This is a genomic window from Tardiphaga sp., from assembly GCF_044336785.1.
In the GTDB taxonomy this organism is placed as follows: Bacteria; Pseudomonadota; Alphaproteobacteria; order Rhizobiales; family Xanthobacteraceae; genus Tardiphaga.
Genome location: NZ_JBIIOT010000055.1, coordinates 1 through 25,198, shown reverse-complemented (window position 1 = coordinate 25,198; position 25,198 = coordinate 1). Strand labels below are relative to the sequence as shown.

The following is a 25,198-nucleotide window of genomic DNA, read 5'->3' as shown; positions in this document are numbered from 1 at the left end:
GATCTCCCCTTCAGCTCTTGGGTGCGAACCAGGCGGGCTTGAGGCCCGTCTGGAGAGTTACGGCTTTCAGATGCGTGTAGATGTTCAGCGTCTCGTGACAGAACTCGCTGCCGATGCCGCTCTCCTTGAAGCCGCCGAATGGTGAGCCGGCCGCAAGGTTGAAGTAGTTGTTGATCCAGACATTGCCGGCCTGCAGTCGTTCCGCTGTCTCCCACGCTGCTTTGAGATTATTGGTGTAGAGCCCCGCCGCCAGACCGTAGCGGACGTTGTTGGCGTCGAAGATCATCTTCTCGAAATCGTTCCATCGGATCACCGAAAGAACCGGACCGAAGATTTCCTCCTGCGCGATACGGCTTTCATTGCTGGTCTCGAAAACCGTCGGTGCGAAGAACCAGCCGGCATCGCAGCCGCCGATCTCGACGCGATTGCCACCGGTGACAAGGCTGGCCTCCTTGCGGCCGATATCGATATAGGACTGCACGCGCTTGCCCTGTTTCTCGGACACCACACATCCTAGCAGCGGAAACGGATTGGTCGGATCGGCGACCTTGATACGCTGCATGGATGCAGTCAGCCGGGCCATGAAGTCGTCATAGATGGCATCGTGCAGAAACAGCCGCGTGCCGGCGAGGCATGATTGCCCGTTGCAATACATCGACGCGAAAGTGACGTTATCGACGATCTTGTCGATGTCCTCCGCGCAACATCTGGGAAGACGATGTTCGGGCTTTTCCCGCCGAGCTCCAGCGACACCGGCACCAGCCGATTGGCGCCCGCCAGCGACACGGTGCGACCGACGTCGGAACTGCCGGTGAAAGCCAGCTTCGCCACACCAGGATGAGCAGTGAGTGCGGCGCCTGCTTCCTCGCCCAATCCCGGCACGATGTTGATGACGCCCGGCGGGAAGATATCTGCAATCAGCTTGCCAAGTTCCATGGTGGAGAGGCTGGCGTGCTCGTCAGGTTTCAGAACGACGGTGTTGCCCGCGGCCACGGCCGGCGCGATCTTGAAAGCCGCCATGATCGCCGGCACGTTCCAGGGAATGATCTGCCCGCAAACGCCATAAGGCTCGCGTCGAGCGATGAGATAGCCATCGGGGATCGGGCGGCCCCAGCCTTCATGCGTAACAGCAGCAGCGGCGAAGTAGCGATATTGCTGGACGGCAATGGCGTGATCGATGCCGGTCTCCCAGAGACCGCGGCCGATATCGAGCGTATCGATCATCATCAGCCGCGGAGTCGCCGCCTCAATGGCCGCGGCCAGTGCGTTCAAGCAGGCCGCGCGCTCCTCGGGACTTCTCGCTTTCCAGGCGGGAAAGGCCGCCTTGGCCGATGCAACCGCCGCATCGATCTCGGCCGCACCGCAGCGCGAGATGTCAGCGAGATGTTCACCGGTCGCTGCGACCTTGGCTGGAAAGGTCGCGCCCGCAACGGCCCGGAATTCGTTGTCGATGAACGCGCCATAGACCTTCGACAGGCTGGCTTTAACCGCGGATGCTTCACTCATGCGCCCCCCTGTTCGGCCCTGCATATGAGCTTCGCGCATCGGCTCTCCGTGGTTGCACCGATATTCGCGAACGACCAACCAGCAGGCGCCGTCGTGATGTCGAGAGGCTATAAAAACGCACGCACCGATTCTATCCGCCGATGGCGGAGAAGCCGGAAGTTCTATCCGTTTCTTGCGATCTTGCGGGTCTGGCTTGGCAGCTCGCCGAACCGTTCGCGGTAATAGGCCGAGAAACGACCGAGGTGGAAAAAGCCGTGCAGCATCGCAATGTCCGACAGGTCGAGATCCGGATTGGCGATGAGTGACATGCGGATGGCATCGAGCCGTACGCCGCGAAGCCACGTCATCGGAGCCTGTCCCATCTCGGCGTGGCAGAAGGCATTGAGCTGACGCTCGGACAGCGCAGCAACGGAGGCGAGATCGCCCAGCGTGACCGGCCGCTGCAGGTTTGCGTCAGCATAGGCGCGGAGACGGTCCAGCCGTCGGGCCACGGATTTGTCCCGCCGCTGCCAGTTTGCCGGCCGGTCGAGGTCGGCCATATCCACCGTCTGTGTGCTCTGCAGCAACAGAAACAGGGCCATGCCGCGCTCGACGTGGGAAAACCACGGACCGAACGCGCTGCTGCGCTGTCCGCCCGCCTCAAGTGCCGCGAAAGCGCGCAGCTGCGCCTGCCAGAGATGGCTGGCCTGTTCGGACATCACCAGCCCAGGCATCTGCGCCACCGCTTTGTAACGGTCGGGATCGCCGATGTCGCGCGCGGCGGCTTCGAGCAGATCATGCGGGACACGCAGGATCAGTTGCTCGCTGCCTTGCGACCAGCGCAAATTGATATTCTCACGGGGCGTGCTGACCAGCGCCCGACCAAACGGGACGTGGCTCCTGTGCCGATCGGCCTCAACCTCGATCTCGCCCGACAGTGAAAAGTGAACCAGCGAGAAATCATCATAGAGATCGGGGAAAATGCCGACTTCGGCCCCGTAGCGCAGCGAATAGAGCGACAGGCTCGCGGTGCTGATCTTGCACATGCGCTTGTCGATGCGGTCTCCATGCCATTGCAGGCGATGATCAGCCAGTTCATTGGCGACCAGCACATGCGTCTCCAGCCGTTGATCCGACCGGAATATACATCGTCGGGAAAGTGCGGCAAAGTTCTCCACTGTCCGCTCCTGTGGTCGATGCACCGAGCGGACATAACTTTCGCGAAGGAACCGCGCGCGTCAAGCCTGTTACGCGTTTCGCCCGAAAGCGCTGCAAATTTCCAGCCCCCGGTTTTGTGAGCGAGCATCGACGCTTGGATTGCTCGACATGAAAAGTCATTCTGCCGATAACTCACCGCTGCGAGATTTCTGATTTATTGCCGCCCGCCCAAATATGACGAGGAGGCAGCGACCACAAAGCCGCTGCCTCCTACGAACTCTTGCAATTGTCTGAAATGCTGGAAATATTCTTAGGTGACTTTACCCATCTCCTTCAGCACTTCGTTCGCGCCCTTGAAGGCGTCCAGGCCGGCCGGGATTCCGCAATAGACTGTGGCATGCAGCAACACTTCTTTGATCTCCTCAACAGTCACGCCGTTGTTGATTGCGCCACGCGTATGCAGCTTGATCTCCGGTGAGCGGTTCAGTGCCGTTAACATCGCAAGGTTCAGCATGCTGCGGGTTTTCTTGTCGAGGCCTGAGCGGTTCCAGGCATAGCCCCAGCACCATTCAGTGGTGATGTGCTGGAACGCCATCATGAAATCATTGGCGGCTTCGACCGACTTATCGACATAAGCCGCGCCGAGAACTTCACGGCGGGTCTTCAGGCCTTCGTCGAACAGGCCGCTGAGGGTGATAGTCTGATTGTAGCTCATCGTGTGGATCCTTATTGTTGGAGTGGGTTGCCCTCGCCTGCCCCGCGGGTCAGATACCGAGATAGGCTGCACGAACGGCCGGATTTTCATTCAACTCTGCGGAAGTGCCCTGGAGTGTGACACGCCCGCTTTCCAGGACGTAGCCGCGTGCGGCAACATCTAGAGCGAGGCTGACATTCTGCTCCACGAGCAGGATGGAAGTCCCGCTTTCATGAACTTTCACGAATGCATCATGCATCTCCTCGACCACTTTTGGTGCAAGTCCGTGGCTGGGCTCATCGAGCAGCAACAGCTTTGGCTGCAGCATCAGCGCACGGCCGACTGCCACCATCTGTTGCTCACCACCCGATAGCGTGCCAGCGAGTTGGGAACGTCGCTCACGCGTGCGTGGGAATAGCTCGAAGATGCGTTCCATCCGCTGCTGCAAATCAGTCGCCTTGCGCGCAGTAAATGCACCGAGCATCAGGTTTTCCTCGACGCTCATATCCGGGAAGACGTGACGTCCTTCCGGAACATGCGCGATACCGAGCGATGGGATGTCGTGCGCAGTACGCATGGCCAGATCTGTGCCGCTAAAGCGCAAGGTACCACGGACATTGGGAACAAGGCGGGAGATCGTGCGCAGGATCGTGCTTTTGCCTGCGGTGTTTGCACCGATGATGCAGACAAATTCTCCTTCGTGCATTTCAATATCGATATCGTGCAGAACATCAATGCCCCCGTAACCGGCATTAAGTCCCTTGATCTCGAGAAGTGGTTGAGAAGTGCTCATGCGTGCCCCTCCGCCGAGCGGCCGAGATAGGCTTCGACCACCACCGGATCGTTGGCGACGTCACGCGGCGAGCCATCGGCGAGCAAGCGGCCGAAGTTGAGTACGAGGATGCGGTCGCAGATCGCCATGATAGCCCGCATGTGATGCTCGACGACGAGCAGCGTGATGCCGTCATCGCGTAACTGTCTGATCAAATCCATGATCTCCTGCATCTCGACGGGATTGAGCGCCGCCATAACCTCGTCGAGCAGCAGAACCTTGGGATCGGTGCACAGCGCGCGCGCAAGTTCGACACGCGCACGTTCCGGAAACGAGAGATTGCCGGCCATCTTTTCCGCGACGGATTTCAGGCCGACGCGATCGAGACAGACCAGCGCCCGCTCTCGTGCAGTTTCGACATCATGGCGCAGCAAGCCCGCCGTCAGCACATTGTCGAGCACCGAGCTTTCGGCAAACAGCGCCACGTTCTGGAACGTCTTCGTCATGCCAAGGCTCGCCACCTTGTGCGGCTTCTGGCCGACGATGCTGGTGCCATCGAGCGTGATGGCGCCGGAATCCGGCTTGATCAGCCCGCATAGCGTGCTGAAGAACGTCGTCTTGCCGGCACCATTCGGCCCGATCAGGCCGACGATCTGCCCTTTCGGAACTGAGAAGGTCACGTCGGACAGCGCGTGTAATCCGCCGAAGCGTCGCGAAATGCCGCGCACATCAAGGATCGTCATCATTGCGCTCCCTTGCCCTGAAGACGAGCGCGCAGCGCCTCGAAGATGGTCACAAGTCCGCGGGGTCGCCAGAGAATCACCACGATAAGAATGACGCCAAAAATCAGTTGCGACAGACCTGCTGCGCCAGACGAGAACAGATCGTTCATGAGTTCTTCGATCGGCACGATAAAGAACGCGCCCAGGATCGGACCAGCGGCGGTGCCGACACCGCCGATGATGGCGATCAAGGCAACGCGGATCGAAATCGATGCTGCACTGAACGCAGTATCGGGATCGAAGAACACGGCGACCTGGGCAAACAGTGTGCCTAACATCGCCGTCAGCACACCGGAGATCACGGCGGTCTGCAGCTTGACCTTGGTGGTGTCGATGCCGACGACTTCCGCCGCCGCCGCATTCTCGCGGATGGCACGCAGTCGATAGCCCATCGCGCCGCGCCGGATGACCTCGAAGATCACGGTGACGATGATGAGCGCGACCAGCGCGATGTAAGCATGCGGAAGCAGTTGCTTGAACGAATAGGCCGCGAAGCTCGGCGGGACGAACGGCACCGAGAGTCCGCCCGGACCACCCGTCAGCGAGGTCCAGACATTGGCAATCACACGCGCCACCTCACCGAAGGCCAGTGTCGCCAGCGCGAAATAATGCCCCTGCAGCCGCATTGTCGGGATCGCGATGATGAGCGCGGCAAGACCGCCGAGCGCACCGGCCGCGAACATGCCGATCCACGGACTGATGCCGAATTTTAGCAGCAAGATTGTCGAGGTATAGGCACCGATGCCGAAGAAGGCCGCGTGTCCGAGCGATAGCTGATTGGCGAGGCCGCCGATCAGATTCCACGCCTGCGCCATGGCGGCGAACAACAGCGTGAAGGTGAAGACCCGCATCCAGTATCCGGTGGGATTCAGGAGTTGCGGAACGGCAGCCAAAACAAGAACGACGAGTGCAATCGCAATCCAGCGTTTCATCGGCTTGCTCCCACGAGACCCTGCGGCCGAACGGCGAGCACGAGAATGAACACGAGGAAAAGAACGAGGTTTTGCAACTGGATCGGGAAGAACAGCGCCGACAGCGTCTGAATGACGCCCACTGCCAGACCGCCGACCACGGCGCCGGCAACACTACCAAGCCCCCCCAGGACGACGACCGTGAACATCAACACGACGAACTGACCGCCGACCTGAGGGAACACGGTGACATAGGGAAGAATGACAGCGCCACCGAAGGCGGTGAGACCGACGCCGAGGGCGAAGGCGATCTTGTACATCAGCGCTGTGTCGATCCCCATCAGCTGAGCTGCCATGGGGTTTTGCGCGGTCGCGCGCATTGCACGGCCGAACCAGCTTGTTTTCATAAACCACCACAAAGCCACGCCGCAAGCCAGCGACATGGTGAAGGCAATCAGATAGGGCACGCTAATGAACAACGAGCCCAGAGACAGCGACATGGTCTGATAGGACGTCGTTACCGAGCGGAATTGCGAGCCGAACGCGAGCAGCGCTCCGTTTTCCATCACGATCAGCAGTCCGACGGTCAGAAAGATCTGAGCGACGGACGGTGCTTTCAGCACGCGCGAGATCAATTGCCCCTGCACCAGCCACCCCAGTGCGAACGCCACTGCGAATGACAGCGGCGCCGCAAGCACCGGATCGAGCCCGAGATAGGCCCAGGCAAACCATGATACAAACATGCCGATCATCAGGAATTCGGCTTGCGCAAAATTCACGATGCCCATCACGCCGTAGACGAGTGTCAGGCCAATCGAGATGACGGCGTAAACGCCGCCAACCAGAAGGCCATCCAATATCGCTTGAATGAACGACACGATTTTCTTTCGCTAACTGATCAGGACTTCCACTCGGCAGCGCCCTTGGCCACTTCTTTCGGCCAGACGGTCACGAGCTCTTTCTTGCGCCACTGCACCATCACCGGGATCGACGCAGTGTTGAGGCCGGTGCTGTCGAACTGCACGGCGCCGCCGGTCATCGCATTGGTCCAGCCGCCGGTGAATTTTCCGCCGCGCAAGGCCATGGTGACATCTTCGGCCTTGGCTGACTTCGCCTTCTCGATGGCCTGCACCAGCACATCCAGCGCGACCGCATGCTCGAGCGCTTCATGCACCATGAAATAACCGAAGCGCTTGCGGAAGCGATCGGTAAGGCCGGTGTCGAGATCGTAATTCGCCGGAGCGATCGAGAGCACGCCCTCAGCGAATTCGCCGAGACCCTTTTCGAAATCCGGGATCACATAACCAGCGGCGCCACCGATGGCGGGAATGGTGATGCGCTGCTGGCGCATGGTGCGGATGAGCAGCAGACTGTCATTAAGATAGGAGACCGGGAAGACGGCCTGGGCGCCGGAGGCGCGGAGCTTGTTGATCAGCGGCGTCGTGTCGGTGATCCCGAGCGGATAGGCATCATCCATCACCAGTTCGATATTGGCCGCCTTGGCAGCCGCACGAAGGCCGCCGGCCTGAGCGGTGCCGTAGGCGGTGTCTTCGTACATGATTGCAATCTTGTCGATCTTGGTGCCGGCGGCCTGCGCGATTGCGACGGTGTAATCAAGCTGCGCCTTGCCGAGCGCCGACGCCTTGGCGACGACCTGGAAGATGTTCTTGTAGCCGCGCCCTGTGATCTGGTCGGCGAACGACATCGTCAACAGCGGGATATCGCGACGCTCGGTGACTTCGGAGATCGCGATGGTCAGCGACGACGCGAAAGCGCCGAGAATGGCGGTGACGTCGTTCTGGCTGATCATGCGCTGGGCGACGGTGCCAGCCGTTGTCGGGGTCGAGGTGGCGTCGGCCACGATCAGATTGATCTTGGCACCGCCGAGCGCCTTGATGCCGCCGGCTGCGTTGATTTCGTCCGCAACCAGCTCGATGCCATTGCGGGAATTGATGCCGAACTGCGCGTTGGCGCCCGACAGCGGCATGATCACGCCGATATTCACCTGCTTGGCCTGAGCCTGCGCCGTTGAAGAAATCCATGGCGCAGCGATCAGCGAAGCAGTTCCGGCCAGAACCGTGCGGCGATTAATGCGCCCGCGCATAGATGACGTCTTCGACATGTCCGTTTCCTCCGATGAGTGCCTTAAGGCTTGCCTCATGGGGAACATAAATCAGACAGGCGGTCAAGCTGCTTGACAGATTGTCTGATAGGCGGTCAATTGACGCATGGCAGAAATTGACTCGGACCTGAACGTCACGCGTGAAACGACAAGCTTGCGCCAGCTGGTGGAAAATCGGCTGCGGTCGGCGATCGGCAGCGGTCGCTTCAAGCCGGGTCAGCGGCTGATCGAGCGCGAACTCTGCGAACAAACCGGAGTCGGCCGCACGTCGATCCGCGAAGCGCTGCGGCAGCTGGAAGCCGAAGGCCTGGTCACGACGATCCCGCACCGGGGCCCTGTCGTCAGCACGATCACCGCCGAGGAAGCCGCTCAGCTCTATGATCTTCGTGGACTGCTCGAAGGCTATGCCGGTCGCGAATGCGCACGACGTCGCGATCCCGCAATCATCGCGCGGCTGCGAGAGCAGTTCGTGCGGATGGGCGAAGTCGCAGGTCAGGAAGATCGCAGCGACCTGCTCGCGGCCAAGACCGAATTCTACGCCGCCCTGCTCGAAGGCTGCGGCAATGGTTTCGTCGAGCGCTTCCTGAAAATGTTGCTCAACCGTGTCACCGTCCTGCGCATGACGTCCATGACCCAGGCCAACCGGATCGGCACCAGCCTGAGCGAGATCGAGACGATCCTGACCGCCATTGAAAATGGCGACGAGGAAGGCGCCGAGCGCGCATGCGTTCTTCATATTCAGAATGCCGCCAAGGTCGCGCTCGATGCCTTGCGCCGCAGCGACTGACGATCAAACAAAACAAGACACAAACAAAAGCAGAGGAACGCCCGTGACGACTTCAGCCGCAATCAATCCGCCCGCCAAAGTGACCGTGATCGGACTTGGCAATATGGGCCGTCCGATGGCCGCCTGTATCGCCCGTGCGGGCTTCCAAGTGGTGGGCTTCGACCTGTCGGCAGATGCGCGCAGCGCCTTCGCCAAGGAAGGCGGCACCGCCACTGCAACGATCGATGAAGCGATCACCGGCGCCGCAGCGATCGTCACGCTGCTTCCCGATGGCAAGATCGTGCGTGCAGCCATTGAAGGTTTCAAGGCCAAGCTCGCCAAGAGCACCGTGATCATCGATATGAGCTCGTCCGCCCCCCTCGGCACCCGCGCCCTCGGCGAAGAACTGATCGCTGACGGTTTTGAATTCATCGATGCGCCCGTCTCCGGCGGCGTGAAGCGCGCCGTCAGTGGCACGCTGGCGATCATGGCCGGCGGCTCACACGCAACCATCGATCGGGCCGACAAGATCCTGCTGTCCATGGGCCCGGCTGCCTTCCGCACCGGTCCACTCGGCTCTGGCCATGCCGCAAAGGCGCTCAACAATTACGTGTCGGCCGCAGGCCTCGCTGCAGCAGCAGAAGCGCTCGCTATCGGCAGTAAGTTCGGCATCGAGCCAAACACGCTGGTGGACGTGCTCAACGCCTCGACCGGCCGCAACAATTCTACCGAGAACAAGCTCAAGCAGTTCATCATCTCGGAGAGCTTCGCATCCGGCTTCGCCATGGCGCTGATGGCCAAGGACATCCAGACCGCCGACGAACTTGCGCATCAGATCGGCGTCAAGGCGCCGCTTGCCGACGAGATCACGGCGATGTGGAACAATGCGCTCAAGCAGCTCGGTCCCAAGTCGGACCACACGGAGATCGGCCGTTACCTCACTGCGGACACGTGAGCCGCATCAATGTCCGTCTTCGAACGGCTCGTCGATCATCTGACGATAGCACTCGCCAAGCCGGAAGTGAACGTATTCACGCGCGGTCTTTCGCTGCGCGTACGCTTCTGCGTCGGTGATCGCATCCATCACGTCGTGATCGGCACGTCACCAGATCAATCGGACGCTGCAAGCGAGATCGGGATTTCCGCCGGCGCCGATGATTGGGCGCTGGTGCTTGCCGATCCGGCACCGCCGACCTATCATTCCTTCTCATCAATTCAACTGCGTAATCAGCGCTTCACGATCACCGGGGATCCCCTCGCGATCGCGCAGGCCCGCGCCTGTTTCGAGGCGATCTTCGCCAATCTCACGCCCTATGAAGTCGAAGCACCGCAAGCGGACCTCAGTCGTCTGCGCGGCAGCTATCACAGCATCACAAGCTCAACAGGCCGGTGCGCGCAGATCTATAGCGAGGAAGCTGGCACCGGCACACCCGTGCTTTGCCTGCACACGGCGGGGGCTGATACCCGCCAGTTTCACGGCGTGATGTGCGACGCAGACCTTGGCGCCGACTGGCGCCTGATTGGTTTCGACATGCCCTTTCACGGGCGTTCGATGCCACCGGCAGACTGGAGCGGCGACACGTATCTGCTCAATCAGCAGACCTATCTCGATTGGTGCGTCAGCTTCATCGAGCAGGCGATTCGCGAACCCGTCGTGGTGATGGGATGCTCGATGGGCGCCGGCATCGCCATGGTACTCGCTGCAGAACGTCCGGATCTCATCCGGGCAGTTATCGCTCTGGAAGCACCGCTGCGGCCGCGCGGTCGCCGCAACGACTATCTCACCCATGCCAAGGTCAATGGCGGCTGGCACTCGGCGGCCTATGTCCGCGGCCTGCTTGGACCACGCAGCCCGGCAGATCTTCGCCGCCGCGCCGCCTATATCTATTCGCAAGGTGCACCCGGAATCTACGACGGCGACCTCGCCTTCTATTCCGACGAATTCGACGGCGAGCATATCGCCAAGCGAATCGATGGCAGGATGATCCCGGTGGCGCTGCTGATCGGCCACTACGACTTCTCCGCAACAGTCGAAGACGCACATCAGTTGGCTGGATGGATCGAGAATGCGCGTGTGATCGAAATGCCCGAACTCGGACATTTCCCGATGACGGAGCATCCGGCAGAGATGGTGCGATATCTGCGGCCGGTATTCGCTTCGCTTCAACAATAACAAAAGCTACGCATCGATCGAGATGCGCAGCTTATTGGTTCGCCCATTATTGCGCGTCGAGCTTCGCTTCCTTCACGATCGTCGTCCAGCGCTCGACTTCCGACTTGATCAGCTTCTCCAAAGCGGCGCCGCCGAGCTCCGACTTTGGCGGAGCCTGTGCGGCCAACTCCGCAAAGCGCGCTTTGACGTCCTCATTCTCAAGCGACCTGGCAAGGGCGGCTTCCAGAGTCGCGATGACGGCAGGCGGCGTTCCAGCAGGCGCTGCCAACGCATTCCAGACCTGAAGATCGAACTTCGGCACATTGCCTTCAGCAAAGGTCGGCACGTCCGGCACCTGAGGCAATCGCTGCGTTCCAGTCAGCCCGATCGACCGCACCAGACCATTCTGGTGAGCAGGGATCATGGTCACGGTCTGATCGATCACCGCATCGATATTGCCGGCGATGAGATCCTGAATGGCGGGACCCGATCCACGATAAGGGACCAGCGTTGCTTTGGTCTCCGTCAGATAGAGCAGCATGGCCGCGGCGAGCTGTGCGGTCGAACTAGCCCCCGAGTGCCCGAATGTAACCCGGCCGCTCTGTTCCTTCAGACGAGTGATGAGTTCAGCAAGGCTTGTGATCCCGCTTTTCTTGCTGACCGAGATCATCATCGGCACATTGGCGAATACGCCGATCCCAACCAGATCCTTGCGCGTATCAAAACCGAGAGTCGGATAAAGCGGTACGCTCGCCGCCATCGATCCCATATTGCCGAAATTCAACGTGTAACCATCCGGTTTCGCCCGCACGACGCGCTGAGTACCGAGTGTGCCGCCCGCGCCGCCGACATTCTCGACAATCACGGTTTGTTTGAGCTCGGCGCCCAGCGCCTTTGCGAGTATCCTACCCACAACATCCGTAGTGCCGCCCGCCGCGTAGGGGACGACGATCGTCACCGGACGATCCGGGTAGCCATCGGCTCGCGCCGAGTTCAGCGAAACAGCGAGCAATGCAAGACCGATGATTAGATGGCGCAAGAATGCCTCCCCCTCGATTGTTAGTTCATTGGGCGTCGAACGCGCCTTGTTTTGTGCTTTTGTGACATACTCGCTATCCGGCGTCCCATAGGCTGATGCTCTAAGGGGTATACGGCAGCGCATTGGCCCAATCTGCCGCAGGACGCTGTGGCAGACCACTATGGTTCAGTGTAAGTAATTGATTATCAAAGATTGATCGCGAGGCCGATGCTTTGGAATTGAGACATCTGAGATACTTCGTCAGCGTCGTCGATATGGGAAGCCTGTCAAAGGCCTCCGCCTTGCTGTCGGTCTCTCAGCCATCTCTAAGCCAGCAGATTGCGGCGATGGAATATGAGCTCGGCGTACCACTTCTGCTGCGTAGTGCCGCCGGTGTGAAGCCCACAGACGCAGGAACCAAACTCTACCGTCACGCTCGTATCGTCCTCCGTCAGTTGCAGGAACTGGAAGCAGACATTGCGGACGAAGGCAGCGGCGCAGTCGGCCCGGTCGCCGTCGGTCTCCCGACCAGCATCGCCTCCGTGCTCGCGGTGCCGCTTGTGCAGCGTCTGCGGAAAGATCATCCAGGGGTGAAGCTGCAGCTGTTCGAAAGCTTCAGTGGCTATCTCAACGAATTGCTCGCCAACGGACGTCTGGATATGGCGATACTGTTTCGCAACTCCGATGCGCCCGGCATCTCGGTCCGACCACTCTTTACCGAAGAGCTTTCCGTATTCGGCGCGCCGGATATCGGCGACATCAATGCATCGACCTGCGACCTCGCTCTGCTGGCCGACGTCCCGATGGTGCTGCCGGAAAGGACGAATGGCCTCCGCCTACTGGTCGAGCGCGCCTTTTCCGAAGCCAGAGTGGCGCTCAATGTGACATGCGACATCGACTCCCTGCCCGTCATGATGAAGCTGGTGCGCAAAGGAGATTTCGCGACGATCAACTCATCCGGCGTCGCGCGCGCAGCGGACATTCCCATTCTCGCCCGGCGACTGATCAATCCGACCGTCAAGCGCACGGTCAGCCTTTGCCAGCCAACTGGCATTCCGCAATCGGCCGCGGCCTTGGCTGCTGAGGAAACCATCCGTACCCTCGCCCGTGAATATGCGGCAATCTGGGACCAGGCCACCGACTGACTTCCTATTGGTTCGGCCTATACGGGCGATGGCGAACCATTATGATTCATTCCCGCAGATTGACAGTATGAGTGCTCGCGATACCTGCAGGAGCGCGAGATGACCAAGAACAAAAACGGATTGCCGCTATCCGGAATTACCGTTGTATCGCTCGAACAGGCGATCGCAGCGCCGCTGGCCAGCCGTCATCTGGCAGACTGGGGAGCGCGGGTTATCAAGGTGGAGCGCCCAAGCAATGGCGACTTCTGCCGCGATTACGACTATGTGCTGAACGGCCTATCGAGCCAGTTCGTCTGGACCAATCGCTCGAAGGAAAGCCTGGCGCTCGATATCAAGGCCACGGACGATCGACAGACACTCGAAACCCTGCTTGGCGAAGCCGATGTGTTTCTGCAGAACCTTGCTCCTGGCGCCGCACAGCGGCTTGGTCTTGATGCGAAGGCACTCATCGAGCGGTTTCCGCGTCTTATCGCCTGCGACATTTCCGGCTATGGATCGGGCGGACCGTATAGCGAGAAGAAGGCCTATGATCTGCTGGTGCAGTGCGAAACGGGCTTTCTGTCCATCAATGGCACCGAGGAACACCCTGCAAAAGGCGCAATCGCCATCGCCGACATCGCCACCGGAATGTATGTCCTGAACGGTGTCCTGATGGCGCTCTATGCGCGCGAGCGCACGGGGCGCGGCACCGCTTTCGAGGTATCGCTGTTCGACGCGATGACCGAGTGGATGAGCTATCCCTCGCTTTACACCGAAGGCGCAGGCAAGCCGTTGAAGCGCACCGGCATGCGCCATGCGACAATCGCACCTTACGGTCCGTTCAAAACCGGAGACGGCAAGACCGTGTTCTTTGGAATCCAGAACCAGCGTGAATGGCTCTCGCTATGTACGAACGTATTCGGCGATCCCCATTTCGCAACCAATCCGTTATTCGCGACCAATCCCGACCGGATGATGAACCGGGATCAGCTCGAGAAGGCGATCGAAGACCATTTCTCCAGCATGACCAGTGACGAAGTGCTGGCGAAGCTGGAGAGTGCGTCGATCGCCAATGCGCGGTTGAATACGGTCGAAGAATTTCTCGAGCACCCGCAGCTCTCCAGTCGCAACCGCGTGACAACCGTCGACACGCCGAACGGCGCGGTTACGAGTTATCTTCCAGCGATCACGATTCCGAATGTCCAACCGCATATGGGCCCCGTGCCGGCGGTCGGACAGCATACACAATCCATCCTTGCCCAACTCAGCGAGCGGAAGCTTTCCCGATGACCGACACCAGATTGACGCGCACTTATCTCGCTGTCCCCGCGCATCGCACCCGCATGGTCGAGCGCGCGGCAGATTCAAGCGCAGATGCCGTCTTTCTCGATCTGGAGGATGCCGTCCCGGTCGGTGAAAAGAAACAGGCTCTACTCGCGGCCATCGATGCGATCGCGCGCTTGGATTGGGGGCGCAAGACCCTCACCGTCCGCATCAATGCGATCGGCAGTCCATTTATCCAAGACGAAGTTCATCGCCTTGCCGGCCTTTCGCGTCTTGATGCGGTGCTGCTTCCCAAAGCAGAGCGTGTCGCCGATGTCTCGGCATTGGGCGAAACGCTCTCCGCCCAACGCGGACGCCGGAGCGAGGCGCTGGACATCGAATTGCTGATCGAGACGGCACTTGGCGTCGTGAATGTCGATGCACTCGCCGCCGCGCATCCAAGCGTGTCGGCGTTGCATTTCGGCGTCGGTGATTTCAGTGCGTCAATCGGCGCACGCAGCGACGAGATCGGGCTATCGCCGCGGGCCTACAGCCATACGGGCGCCGCTGCCGACAATCATGCGGAAACGCCGCAGGATCTCTTTGCCTATCCTATGATGCGCATCCTCATCGCGGCACGCGCTTTCAATCTACGGGCCATCGATGGCCCGTTCGGCGCTTTCCGCGATCCGAAGGGTACTATCAGCTCCGCTGTGAAGGCAGCGGCGATGGGATATGATGGTAAGCAGGTCATTCACCCCGAACAGATCGACCCCACACGATTGGCCTTTCGTCCATCTGACAACGAGATCGCCTCGGCGAGGCGAGTAATCGAAGCGATGCAGACAGCGGAAAACGAAGGGCATGGAGCGGCAAATTTAGACGGCCGAATGATCGATCTCGCAAATATCCGTATGGCTAAGCGCCTCTTGCAGTTCGCTGACTAAATCAGGATCTTGGGGGGCGTCCGCTTTGCGCGAGGAGCAGCCGTTCCCAAGCGCATCGGCTCGATACAGTCGCATGAGGGTCTCTTTCAAAATATTGAGCCCTAATCAAGCGATGGCGGGGATCAGCGAGCCGACGTGGCACGGTCGATTGCAGAGCAGATCGGCCCAAACGGGTGGCTGACGATGTTCCCGCCCTGGACGCCACCGATCAACGCGCCTCCGGTCACCGCCAGTGCCAGGCCGCAAGCGATCGCGACCTGCCTTGTCGTCGCCTGACCCATCGCCATATGGCCGCAACGCACGGCACACTGACCACGGGCAATATACAAGCGGCGCAGCATCGATACGCCGGGAAGCGCCACGAGCAGTGCCAGCAGACAGCAGATCATGGTGCAAGACTTTCGATCACGACGGTCAGGATTTTCCGCAACATGACGACGCCGCCGCAGCCCCGGCGCCATTCGCACTCAAAACACTGCGCCTATTGCGCTCCGGAGCGATATCATTGGCCGGATTCGCCGCGAAGAAGCCGTTCGGCTTCAGCATGAAGCCCGCATACTCGACCGGCATCACGGGAAAATCCTCGGGTTTGCAGACGTGGGTGTGGCCAAACGAGTGCCACAATACGATGTCGGTGTTCTCGATATTGCGGTTCTGCTCGATGTAGTGCGGCAGCCCGTCGCCGCCGGCATGCACATTGGGATAGTCACCGCTGGCATATTTTTCGGCGGGATCGTAGGGGGTGACCCAGACATGCTTGGTGGCGAACCCGCCGCGCTTGCGCACGAAGCTGCCTTCCTGTGCCAGCATCACCGGGCTTGGCGTCACGATCAGCTTGTAACCGACTGGATTGCCGACGCTGTTCTTGCTGTTTGGATTGGTGACTTTCCAGTAACGGCCACTCTGCCCATCCGCGATGGCCGCGGCATCGCGTTCCCGCGACAGCGTCTTGCTCTTTAGATCGAAGGCATTTCCATAAGGGTTGTCCGTGCCCCATGGGCGCTGCGCGAATTCATGTTCAGTGACAGTGTTGCCGCCACCATCGAGGTCCATATGCATGCGCACATTGAAGAAGTGCTGGTGCGTCGGGCCGCCGAGATTGTCGTCAACCATACCGCCCCACGCATATTTCTCGCCGGGCATGACGGCCGCCGTCTGGATGATGCCGGTAAGCTTGGCTTCAAGCTGGATCGTGCCATCCTGGTAGAGATACCAGTAGAAGCCGTAATCGTAGTTACCGACAGTCGCGAAGAAGCTGATTACCAAGCGGCGCGAACGACGCACCTCGAAAAGGCCGTTGCGGAACTCATAGTGCTTCCAGAGGATGCCGTAATCCTCCTCATGCATGCAGACAGCATTCTTCATCTCGAACGGCTGGCCCTGCTCGTCGGCTGCCGGGATGTTGAAATAATGGATGTTGCCGAGGCAGTCGCAGCCAAGCTCGAGCGCATTGGCCAGCATGCCGAGACCATATTCGCCGGCATCGAAAGCCGATTTCCAGTAGTGATTGGCTGTCGGGTCAGCATAGGGCACCACCATCTCGGTGACGCTGGCACGATGGATAATCGAACGCTTATGCTCGCCATCCTGATAGGCGAGTTGATGCAAAACGAGCCCTTCGCGTGGCGTGAAGCCAACACGGAAGCTCCACTTCTGCCAATCCACCTTCCAGCCATCGACCTTGAAGCTTGGCCCTTCGGGCTGTTCGATATTCAACGGCTTGATGTCAGTGCGCGGATTGGTGTTTTCATAGGCACCGTAATTGCGCTTCTTCTTCGGGATCGGAATGACTTTGTCGTCATCGAGCAGGTCGACGACCTTCTGATGGACGAGATCGACGACGGCGACGACGCCCTCGACCGGATGCGCGTAGGCATTGTCCTTGATATCTTCGCGGAAGAAGGTCACCGCGCGCAGGATCCGGCGCCCCCGTTCGAAGTCGCGATCGAAAAACCCCGAAGAAAACGGATCGACCTGCGCCATTTCCATGTCCCTGTCGGACATGCCGCGGCGGCGCATGGCATTGCGCCAGCCCTCGTCTGCCTTGACGATCTGCTCGCACAGCATGAATTCGGCGATCATCACCGGCGGCTGACCATAGGGCGCATCGGCATTAGGCAGCAGCTTGGTGTCAACGATGCGCGACGCCGTCAAATCGACGATGAACTCCGTCGCAGCGCCGGTCTCGGATTCCAGCGCCACCACAAAAGCCAGCCGCGGCAGCGGCGTGCCTGTCGCATGACTGCGCAGCTCGGCCTTGCTTGGCTCTTCCAGCCGTACGATCGGGAAGCGGCAACGCGGCGTGACCTTCCCATTCGCCTTGACGAGGTCGCAGGCGGCGCCGATCTCCTCCAGCGTCAACGGATCGAGCGGATGAATGGCGGCGACTACGGCATCGTTCTGGATTTTCTGCATCACCGTCATGACGACACTCCTGAAGGCGCATCGCGCCAGTACAATTGAGGATTACTGAAGACGTTCGCGGCCGGGCGCAGCAGCGAACAGCGCGCGGGTATAGGCATGTTGCGAATTGGCAAAGATCTCCGCGGTCGGACCGCTCTCGACGATCTCGCCGGATTTCATCACCATGATGCGATCGCAAAGTTCACCGGCAACGCGCAGGTCATGGGTGATGAACAGCATCGCCAAGCCAAGCCGGCTGCGCAGGTCAGCGAACAGCTTCAACACCTGCGCCTGTACGGTGACGTCGAGCGCCGACACCGCTTCGTCGGCGACCAATATCTGCGGCTCCGAGGCCAGGGCACGCGCAATGCAAATGCGCTGGCGCTGGCCGCCGGAGAATTCGTGTGGGAAGCGATGCATCACCTGCGGATCCATCCCGACCAGTTCGAGCAGCGCTGACACCTTTTCGCGAGCGACCTGCGGTGACGCACCGAAATTCACCACGCCCTCGATCATCGACTGGCCGACCGACAGGCGCGGATTGAGCGAGCGATAGGGATCCTGAAACACGACCTGGATGTAGCGGCGATGCGGCCGCAGTATCTCATTGGAGACGGCCGCGATATCGGTGCCGAGCAGGTTGATCTCGCCCGATGTCGGCTTCGTCAGCCGAGCCACGCAGCGCGCCAGCGTCGACTTGCCGGAGCCGGATTCGCCGACCACACCGAGGATCTCGCCGCGGCCGAGCGTGAAGCCAGCATCGCGGACCGCATGGGTGACACGACCACGCCCGAACAAGCCACGATGACCATAGGTCATCTTCAGCCCCTTCACCGCGAGCACATCGGGCGCCGGCTCGCGCGCGGTCGTCGGGATATTGATGCCCTTCGGCACGGAGTCGATCAGCAGACGCGTATAGGCCTGTACGGGATGCCCGAGTACCGCATCCGCGCTGCCACTCTCGATCACGGCACCTTTTTGCATCACCACGACCTGATCGGCGATATCCGCAACCACGCCGAAATCATGCGTGATAAAGAGCACACCGATGTTCTTGCGCTTCACCAGATCCTTGATGAGCATCAGGATCTGCTTCTGCGTGGTCACATCGAGCGCCGTGGTCGGCTCGTCCGCGATCAGCAACACCGGCTCCAGCAACATCGCCATGGCGATCATCACTCGCTGGCGCTGACCACCCGACAGCTGGTGCGGATAGGCCTGCATCATCTGCGGCGCATTGGGCAGCAGCATGTCTTCCAGCGCCGCCAGCACGCGTCTGTTGACATCGGCCTTGCTCGGCCGCACCTCCGAATGCCATTCGATTAGCTCGGCAAGTTGCTCGCGCACGGTCATCACCGGATTGAGCGCCGTCATCGGCTCTTGGAAGATCATGCCGATGCGGCTGCCGCGCAACGCGCGCATGCGCTCGGCCGATGCGCCCAACAGCTCCTCGCCGAGCAATGTGATCGATCCACCCGCCGGTCTCAGCCCGTCTGGCAACAGCCCCATGACGCTGAAGGCCGTGACCGATTTGCCGGAACCGGACTCGCCAACGACGCAGACAATGCCGCCCGATGGGACCGTGATGTCGATGTCTTTCACAATGCGACGACCATCGGCATCTCCGCTCAGGCCGACAGTCAAGCCGCGGATGTCGAGCAATGCGTCGCTCATTTCGGGCCTCCCACCGATCGGGCCAGTCGCGGATCGAGCATGTCACGCAGGCCGTCGCCGAGCCGGTTGATGCCGAGCACCGTCAGCGCGATGCAGATGCCGGGAAACAACATCAGCCCCGGCCGCACCTGAAAATAAAGCCGCGCGTCGGACATCATGTTGCCCCAGCTTGGAATCTCGTCGGGCATGCCGATGCCGAGGAACGAGAGCGACGCTTCGATCAGGATCGCGGATGAGGCGATATAGGTCGCCTGCACGATCAGTGGCGCCATGATATTTGGCACGATATGCCGAGCCATCAGCACCGGCAGCCGTGTCCCCATGCTGACGGCCGCCTCGACATAGGCCTCCTCGCGCACCGTGAGTACCACGCTGCGCACCATGCGGGCGACGCGCGGAATCTCCGGGATCGCGATGGCGATGCAGATCGTGGTGATAGAGGGGCCGAGACCACCGATCAGCGCGATCGCCAGCAGGATGGCCGGAATCGCCATCATCCCGTCCATCATGCGCATCAGCACATTGTCGATCCAGCCCACCATGCCCGCGATCAAGCCAAGCAGGCTACCCAAGACGATGGCGATAAAGGCGACCGAGGCGCCGACAACCAGCGAGACGCGGCTCCCATAAACCAGCCGGCTCCAGATATCGCGACCGAGATTATCGGTGCCGAGCCAGTTGACAGCACTGGGCGGACGCAGCCGCAGGCGCGGCTTGATGGCCGCAGGATCCACCGTCCACAGCCAGCAGGCAAAGATGGCGATCAACGCCAACAGCACGAGGATGCAGAGGCCGAACAGCGCTGTCCTGTCCCGTAGCAATCTGCCCGCGAATGCACGAATATTGATCGATGAGGTGGGTGCGGAGACCGTGATCGCGCTCATTGCTGGCTGATCCTCGGATCGAAGAAAGAATAGCTGAGATCGACCAGCAGATTGATCGCCACGTAGGCGCCACCGAACACGATAATTACGCCCTGGATCACCGGGTAGTCACGCGCCAGCACCGAGTCCACGACGAGACGGCCGAGGCCGGGAAGATTGAACACGCTCTCGGTGACCACGACGCCGCCAATCAGCAACGCGATGCCAATGCCGACGATGGAGACGATCGGCACCGCCGCATTGCGCAGCGCATGCTTGAACACCACGATCCGCTCCGGCAAGCCCTTCGCCCGCGCGGTACGGACAAAATCCTCCGACAGAACTTCGAGCATGCTCGTGCGCGCCACACGCGCGATCAGCGCGATATAGACGAGGCTCAGCGTCAGCGTCGGCAATGTCAGGTGCCAGAGGAAAAGACCGAGCCCGTCGCTCAGCGGCACATAACCCTGCACAGGGAACAGCCCGAGTTGCATCGATAGCAAATAGATCCAGAAATAGCCGATGGCGAAGGTCGGTACCGCAAAGCCGGTCACCGACGTCCACATAGCGACGCGATCGAGCCAGCCGCCGCGCCGCCATGCAGCGAGCACGCCGATTGGCACACCGACGACCACCGAGAACACAATCGTGGTGATCGATACGGCGACCGTCGGGCCGACGCGTTGGGCGATCAGTGCCGTGACCGGCTGGCCGGACACGATCGAGGTGCCGAGATCGCCATGCAACATGCGCCATAGCCAGTTCAGAAACTGCATCGCCAGCGGCTGATCAAGGCCGAGACGCGCTCGGATGGCAGCGATGGCCGAGGGATCGGCATTGTCGCCGGCGAGTTGCGCCACCGGATCGCCCGAGGCGAAGCGCAGCAGCATGAATGCGATCAGCGCCACCACCCCCAGCACGGGGATGACGGAAACTGACCGCTTCAGGAGAACGCCGGCGATTGCCATGCTCAGGCCGTTTTCTCGACGTTCCAGAACAGCGGAGCCGGCGCCTTGACGATATCCTTGAGCGCCTTGCTGTGCGACACGGGCTGCTTGAACTGTCCGCCCGGAATGTGGGTCATCACCTCATAAGCGCGCTTCTGGATCGCTTCGGCCACTGTTTTCTGCGCAACCGCATCCGGCTCCAGCGCGAACTTGCTGCGCAAGCTTTCGATCTCCGTATCCTCCGGCCAGCCAAAGAAGCCGCCGGTCTTGCCGCGGGTGTCGAGCACCGTGCTGGCCAGTGGATTCATCAGCTCCGTCGTGGTGGTGACCCAGTGGGTCATCGACCAGCCGCCATTGGCCGTGGAATCCTGCTTGACACGGCGCGCCAGCAGCGAGCCCCAATCCATGGTCTGCACCTCGACATTCATGCCGATGGCACGCAGTTTTTGTGCGGTGACCGTGCTGGAGCCGGACAGCAGCGGCGAGTCGGTGCCCTGCAGCATCACGACCTTCTCACCCTTGTAGCCGCCCTTCTTGAGCAGTTCCTTGGCGCGGGCGATATCAGGCTTGGTGTTCCAGCCGACTTCGCTGGCCAGTGGTGTGGTGACGCCAAACATCGCTGCAGAGGCCTGGTAATAGTCGGGATTCCCTACCTGTGCGTCGAGCCAGTCGGCCTGGTCGCTCGCATACATGACCGCCTGGCGGATTTCCTGCTTGTTGAACGGCTCGCTGAGCCAATTCATGCGCACCACCGACATGAAGCCGAGCGGATTGTAATCGGCGACGGTTACGTCCTTGGCCGCGATCAGCGACGGCAACATGTCGTGCGGTGCCGCTTCGAGGAAGTCGATCTCCTTGTTGATCAGCGCATTCGCCGCGGTTTGGAAGTCCGGCATGCTGATCCACTCATAGCGGTCGATCTTGACGATCTTGCCGCCGGCGAGGCCGTCCGACGGCTCGTCGCGCGAGACATAGTCCGCATTACGCTCATAGACCGCGCGGCTGCCGGGCCGAAACTCCGACGTGACAAATTTGAACGGGCCGGAGCCGACGAATTCGGTGACCGGCTGTTCCGGCGGCTGCGCAGCAAGACGCGCCGGCATGATGAAGGGCATGATGCTCGATGGCTTCGCGAGTGTCTGCAGCACCTGGCCATAGGGCGATTTCAGCACGAATTGGAACGTGCGCTCGTCCACCGGCTTCAGCTCGGCGATGAAACTCATCATCCGCGCGCCCATGGTGTCGCGCTTGGCCCAGCGCTGCAGTGACGGAATGACGTCGGCGGATGTCACTGGCGCGCCATCGTGAAACTTGAGACCAGAGCGCAGCTTGAACGTATAGGTCAGCTTGTCGGCGGACACCTCATAGGTATCGACCATCTGCGGACGGATCTGGAATTTGGAGTCGGTCGAGAACAGCGTGTCATAGATGTTCAGGCCGTGATTGCGCCCGGTCCAGGCCGTGTTGATGACCGGATCGGTAGCACGCAGCGGCGCATGCATCACTGCACGTATGACCTTACCAGACTGCGCACGTGCGATGCGCGGCATCATCCCGGCAGCAAGCCCTGCGGCACCGGCCTTGAGCAACGAGCGACGGCTGAAATCATTGAGCATGACGATCTCCGGGGCAATGGGAATTGAAATCGGAAAAAACGATGTCGGACAACTACGCGGCCAGATGCGCACCGATGGCTCGGAAAGCAGCAAGCCAGCGATGATCGATCGCGATATCCATTGGACTGGGCTGTGCGGCGACCTTCACGATCACGGTATCAGCCGATGGATCGACATGGATCCACTGACCGTGAATACCTACGGCCGCGAGATCGTTGCGCGCGGGATCGATCGTGTACCAGCAGGCGCGGTAGCGGCCGTCCGGAAACACGAAGGCCAGATCGCCGTCTTTCCAGGCCTGTTTGTCGCCGTTGGCATGGATGTCATCGATCCATGCCCCCGGCACCACTTGCGCGCCATTAGCGATGCCGCGTTGACGGATCATCTCGCCGAACCGTGCGAGATCGCGCACCGTGGCACAGATGCCACCGGCCGAGCGCGACGCACCATGAGTGTCGAGCGTGATATAGGCGTCGTCCGCGGCACCCATCGGCGCCCAGATATAGTCCGACAGAATCTGCGCATAGGGCTTGCCGCAGGCCTTTTCATAGACCCAGCCAAGCACGTCCGTATTGGTCGAGACGTAATGAAAGACCTTGCCATGCGGCCCGCCATTCGGCCGCAGCGTCGCGAGGAAGCTGCGCTGATCGCCCTGCGCCGTCCCGTTCGGCAGCACGTCCCAACCATTGCAGAGCCGATATTTGACCACGTCCCCTTCGGGGTCGTCATAATCTTCGTCGAACTTGATCGCCACGGTCATATCGAGCAGGTCGCGGACCGTGCAGCCGCCATAGACCGACGACGCGACTTCCGGGACATAGTGCGTGACCGGCTTGTCGGGATCGAGCAGGCCGCGCTCGACCAGCACGCCGCCGAGCGTGCCACAGATCGACTTGCTCACCGAGCAGACCAGATGCGGCGTGTGCGGAGTCATGCCCTCGCCGTACCACTCGGTGACGATCTCGCCGCGATGCAGCACGATGAGGCCATCGGCATAGGTCTGGGCCAACGTCTCTGCGAGCGTTGTTGAGACGCCCTCGCCATAGGTGAATGCCAGGGCGCCGAGATCGCGGAATGCCGTCTTGAGCGGCGTTGGCGCCGCACCGCGCCGTATATCGGCGGTCGGCAACACCTGACGGACATTGCGAAAACTCCACTGGCTGTAGGGATATTTGCGCCAGTTGAACCGGGTCACGAGCGCCTCAGCGGCGGGCGGAGCGCCTTTCATGACATCGCTTGGCTTCATCGCATCCTCGCAGAACATGTCCGTCGCCCGGCATCAGCATTGATCCGGACGAGCGATCATTGGCGAGCATGCGAATTGACCGTTATCAAAAATCGGCAATTCTTCGCCCGGACCGACCGGAGCCCACTGGCACATCGCTTGCAAAACGAAGCCCGGACGTTTCATTATTCATCCGGCGCGGCCCCAGAGCGGCCATCCGGGAGGCCTGCATGACGCTAAATGCCTCGGATCATTGGCTGTTTGCCGCATCGAGCGACGATGTCGATGCGCATTGCGCCAATCTTGGGCGCTGGCAACTTGACTATGATCAGATCAGTGCCGGCGCATTTCGCGGCAGCTTCACGGAATTGCGGCTGCCGGGTATCCAGGTCTTCCGGGAGATCACCAGCCAGCGCGTGCGCCAATACGGACGTCTAGGCGTCGACAGTTTCGGTATCGCGCTTCCGTGGCGAGGCGGCGATATTAACTTCAACGGCACCTGCATGTCGTCAGGTAATGTGATCGCGTGCTTCGACGCCGAAGTGGATATGTGTACACCACCCGAATTCGAACTGCGCGGGGTGGTGATGGATGCCCGTCTGCTTGAGGATACGCTAAAGGATCTGGAGATCGAGCTTCCTGACGGCATCTGGCACCAGTTGCGGGAGCTGCGCACGGATCCGGGCGCCGCACAGCGCCTGCGTCTGTTGCTGGAATATGTGCAGGAGGTCGTCGACGATAATCCGACGATCCTCGACAATCCCGCAGCGCGGCAGCAACTCGAGGATAACCTGCTCACCGAAGTCATCGATCTGCTGCCCAGCCTGGAGCCGTGCGACGATCTGCGCGGCGGCAGCGCCCGCAAGCGGCTCGTTGACCGCGCTTGCGCCCTGATGCTTTCCACACCCGAACAGCCGATGACCATCCTCGACATCTGCAAAGGCGTCGGCGCCAGCCGCCGCAAGTTGAACTACTGTTTCCAGGATGTGCTTGGTAGCAATCCGATCCACTATCTGCGCGCCGTACGTCTCAATCGTGTCCGGCGCGAACTCAAGCAATGTGTCGATGAACGGATCGGCGTCTATGATGTCGCCGTCAAATGGGGCTTCTGGCATTTCAGCCAATTCTCCCTCGACTACAAACGTCACTTCACGGAATTGCCCTCAGAAACATTGCGACGCGGGCGGTTGGATGCTCAACCGGGACGCTGGTGAATGACCGCGCGACGCTTCTCTATTTGACCCAGCAAACGGGACCGCGATACCTGCGAGCTCAA

The 25,198-nt window shown here is 60.6% G+C and carries 24 protein-coding genes; 7 read left to right on the top strand and 17 right to left on the bottom strand.

From position 1 onward, the window contains the following. Positions 1–10: 10 nt before the first annotated feature. The 9 genes from ACIQ2A_RS16345 to ACIQ2A_RS16305 all read right to left on the bottom strand — a co-directional run bounded on the left by ACIQ2A_RS16345 (position 11) and on the right by ACIQ2A_RS16305 (position 7,924). Positions 11–655 (bottom strand): aldehyde dehydrogenase family protein, encoded by a 645-nt coding sequence (locus tag ACIQ2A_RS16345; RefSeq protein WP_398481029.1) that lies wholly within the window; start codon positions 653–655, stop codon positions 11–13. After that, positions 571–1,506 carry an aldehyde dehydrogenase family protein gene (locus ACIQ2A_RS16340; protein WP_398481027.1) on the bottom strand — a complete coding sequence of 312 codons (936 nt, stop codon included), beginning with the start codon at positions 1,504–1,506 and terminating at the stop codon, positions 571–573. Before ACIQ2A_RS16340 ends, ACIQ2A_RS16345 begins: the two co-directional genes overlap by 85 nt. 161 nt (positions 1,507–1,667) lie before the next feature. Further along, positions 1,668–2,597, bottom strand: coding sequence for an AraC family transcriptional regulator (locus ACIQ2A_RS16335; protein WP_398481025.1), 930 nt, complete (start codon positions 2,595–2,597; stop codon positions 1,668–1,670). Between the two features lie 356 nt (positions 2,598–2,953). Then, positions 2,954–3,358: a carboxymuconolactone decarboxylase family protein gene (locus tag ACIQ2A_RS16330; RefSeq protein ID WP_398481023.1), complete on the bottom strand. Its 405-nt coding sequence runs from the start codon at positions 3,356–3,358 to the stop codon at positions 2,954–2,956. A gap of 49 nt (positions 3,359–3,407) precedes the next feature. Next, positions 3,408–4,130, bottom strand: a complete 723-nt coding sequence (locus ACIQ2A_RS16325) for an ABC transporter ATP-binding protein (RefSeq protein ID WP_398481021.1) — start codon at positions 4,128–4,130, stop codon at positions 3,408–3,410. After that, positions 4,127–4,852 carry an ABC transporter ATP-binding protein gene (locus ACIQ2A_RS16320; protein WP_398481019.1) on the bottom strand — a complete coding sequence of 242 codons (726 nt, stop codon included), beginning with the start codon at positions 4,850–4,852 and terminating at the stop codon, positions 4,127–4,129. Before ACIQ2A_RS16320 ends, ACIQ2A_RS16325 begins: the two co-directional genes overlap by 4 nt. After that, on the bottom strand, positions 4,852–5,823 hold the full coding sequence (locus ACIQ2A_RS16315; RefSeq protein ID WP_398481017.1) for a branched-chain amino acid ABC transporter permease: 972 nt from the start codon (positions 5,821–5,823) through the stop codon (positions 4,852–4,854). Before ACIQ2A_RS16315 ends, ACIQ2A_RS16320 begins: the two co-directional genes overlap by 1 nt. Beyond that, positions 5,820–6,680, bottom strand: a complete 861-nt coding sequence (locus ACIQ2A_RS16310; protein ID WP_398481015.1) for a branched-chain amino acid ABC transporter permease — start codon at positions 6,678–6,680, stop codon at positions 5,820–5,822. The genes ACIQ2A_RS16315 and ACIQ2A_RS16310 overlap by 4 nt, the downstream gene beginning before the upstream one ends. A gap of 20 nt (positions 6,681–6,700) precedes the next feature. Beyond that, positions 6,701–7,924, bottom strand: coding sequence for an ABC transporter substrate-binding protein (locus tag ACIQ2A_RS16305; RefSeq protein ID WP_398481012.1), 1,224 nt, complete (start codon positions 7,922–7,924; stop codon positions 6,701–6,703). Between the two features lie 106 nt (positions 7,925–8,030). On the opposite strand from ACIQ2A_RS16305, the gene ACIQ2A_RS16300 reads away from it, so the two are divergent. Genes ACIQ2A_RS16300 through ACIQ2A_RS16290 form a run of 3 tightly spaced genes read left to right on the top strand, consistent with a single transcriptional unit; the run spans position 8,031 to position 10,863 of the window. Further along, entirely contained in the window at positions 8,031–8,711 is a 681-nt protein-coding gene (locus ACIQ2A_RS16300; protein ID WP_398481010.1) for a GntR family transcriptional regulator, read from the top strand. A 43-nt stretch (positions 8,712–8,754) separates the two neighbouring features. Next, positions 8,755–9,645, top strand: a complete 891-nt coding sequence (locus ACIQ2A_RS16295) for an NAD(P)-dependent oxidoreductase (RefSeq protein ID WP_398481008.1) — start codon at positions 8,755–8,757, stop codon at positions 9,643–9,645. A gap of 9 nt (positions 9,646–9,654) precedes the next feature. Beyond that, a complete protein-coding gene (locus ACIQ2A_RS16290; protein ID WP_398481005.1) occupies positions 9,655–10,863 on the top strand; it encodes an alpha/beta fold hydrolase in 1,209 nt (402 codons plus the stop codon). 46 nt (positions 10,864–10,909) lie between these two features. On the opposite strand, the gene ACIQ2A_RS16285 is transcribed toward ACIQ2A_RS16290, so the two are convergent. Beyond that, positions 10,910–11,881 carry a Bug family tripartite tricarboxylate transporter substrate binding protein gene (locus ACIQ2A_RS16285; RefSeq protein WP_398481003.1) on the bottom strand — a complete coding sequence of 324 codons (972 nt, stop codon included), beginning with the start codon at positions 11,879–11,881 and terminating at the stop codon, positions 10,910–10,912. A gap of 212 nt (positions 11,882–12,093) precedes the next feature. Between ACIQ2A_RS16285 and ACIQ2A_RS16280 the strand changes: the two genes are divergently transcribed. The 3 genes from ACIQ2A_RS16280 to ACIQ2A_RS16270 all read left to right on the top strand — a co-directional run bounded on the left by ACIQ2A_RS16280 (position 12,094) and on the right by ACIQ2A_RS16270 (position 15,194). After that, positions 12,094–13,005 carry a LysR substrate-binding domain-containing protein gene (locus ACIQ2A_RS16280; RefSeq protein ID WP_398481001.1) on the top strand — a complete coding sequence of 304 codons (912 nt, stop codon included), beginning with the start codon at positions 12,094–12,096 and terminating at the stop codon, positions 13,003–13,005. A 99-nt stretch (positions 13,006–13,104) separates the two neighbouring features. Then, positions 13,105–14,274 carry a CaiB/BaiF CoA transferase family protein gene (locus ACIQ2A_RS16275; RefSeq protein ID WP_398480999.1) on the top strand — a complete coding sequence of 390 codons (1,170 nt, stop codon included), beginning with the start codon at positions 13,105–13,107 and terminating at the stop codon, positions 14,272–14,274. Then, on the top strand, positions 14,271–15,194 hold the full coding sequence (locus ACIQ2A_RS16270) for an HpcH/HpaI aldolase/citrate lyase family protein (protein WP_398480997.1): 924 nt from the start codon (positions 14,271–14,273) through the stop codon (positions 15,192–15,194). The genes ACIQ2A_RS16275 and ACIQ2A_RS16270 overlap by 4 nt, the downstream gene beginning before the upstream one ends. A gap of 122 nt (positions 15,195–15,316) precedes the next feature. On the opposite strand, the gene ACIQ2A_RS16265 is transcribed toward ACIQ2A_RS16270, so the two are convergent. Genes ACIQ2A_RS16265 through ACIQ2A_RS16235 form a run of 7 tightly spaced genes read right to left on the bottom strand, consistent with a single transcriptional unit; the run spans position 15,317 to position 23,943 of the window. Beyond that, positions 15,317–15,583 (bottom strand): hypothetical protein, encoded by a 267-nt coding sequence (locus ACIQ2A_RS16265; RefSeq protein WP_398480995.1) that lies wholly within the window; start codon positions 15,581–15,583, stop codon positions 15,317–15,319. Positions 15,584–15,608: 25 nt separating this feature from the next. Next, complete coding sequence (locus ACIQ2A_RS16260) at positions 15,609–17,618, bottom strand: primary-amine oxidase (protein WP_398480993.1); 2,010 nt, start codon at positions 17,616–17,618, stop codon at positions 15,609–15,611. Positions 17,619–17,660: 42 nt separating this feature from the next. Further along, entirely contained in the window at positions 17,661–19,271 is a 1,611-nt protein-coding gene (locus ACIQ2A_RS16255; protein ID WP_398480991.1) for an ABC transporter ATP-binding protein, read from the bottom strand. Then, complete coding sequence (locus tag ACIQ2A_RS16250) at positions 19,268–20,155, bottom strand: ABC transporter permease (protein WP_398480989.1); 888 nt, start codon at positions 20,153–20,155, stop codon at positions 19,268–19,270. Before ACIQ2A_RS16250 ends, ACIQ2A_RS16255 begins: the two co-directional genes overlap by 4 nt. Continuing rightward, complete coding sequence (locus tag ACIQ2A_RS16245) at positions 20,152–21,096, bottom strand: ABC transporter permease (RefSeq protein WP_398481049.1); 945 nt, start codon at positions 21,094–21,096, stop codon at positions 20,152–20,154. The genes ACIQ2A_RS16250 and ACIQ2A_RS16245 overlap by 4 nt, the downstream gene beginning before the upstream one ends. An 8-nt stretch (positions 21,097–21,104) precedes the next feature. Continuing rightward, positions 21,105–22,697: an ABC transporter substrate-binding protein gene (locus ACIQ2A_RS16240; RefSeq protein ID WP_398480987.1), complete on the bottom strand. Its 1,593-nt coding sequence runs from the start codon at positions 22,695–22,697 to the stop codon at positions 21,105–21,107. A gap of 52 nt (positions 22,698–22,749) precedes the next feature. Then, positions 22,750–23,943, bottom strand: coding sequence for a serine hydrolase domain-containing protein (locus ACIQ2A_RS16235; protein WP_398481046.1), 1,194 nt, complete (start codon positions 23,941–23,943; stop codon positions 22,750–22,752). 209 nt (positions 23,944–24,152) lie between these two features. On the opposite strand from ACIQ2A_RS16235, the gene ACIQ2A_RS16230 reads away from it, so the two are divergent. Next, entirely contained in the window at positions 24,153–25,136 is a 984-nt protein-coding gene (locus ACIQ2A_RS16230; protein WP_398480984.1) for a helix-turn-helix domain-containing protein, read from the top strand. Positions 25,137–25,198: the final 62 nt, after the last annotated feature.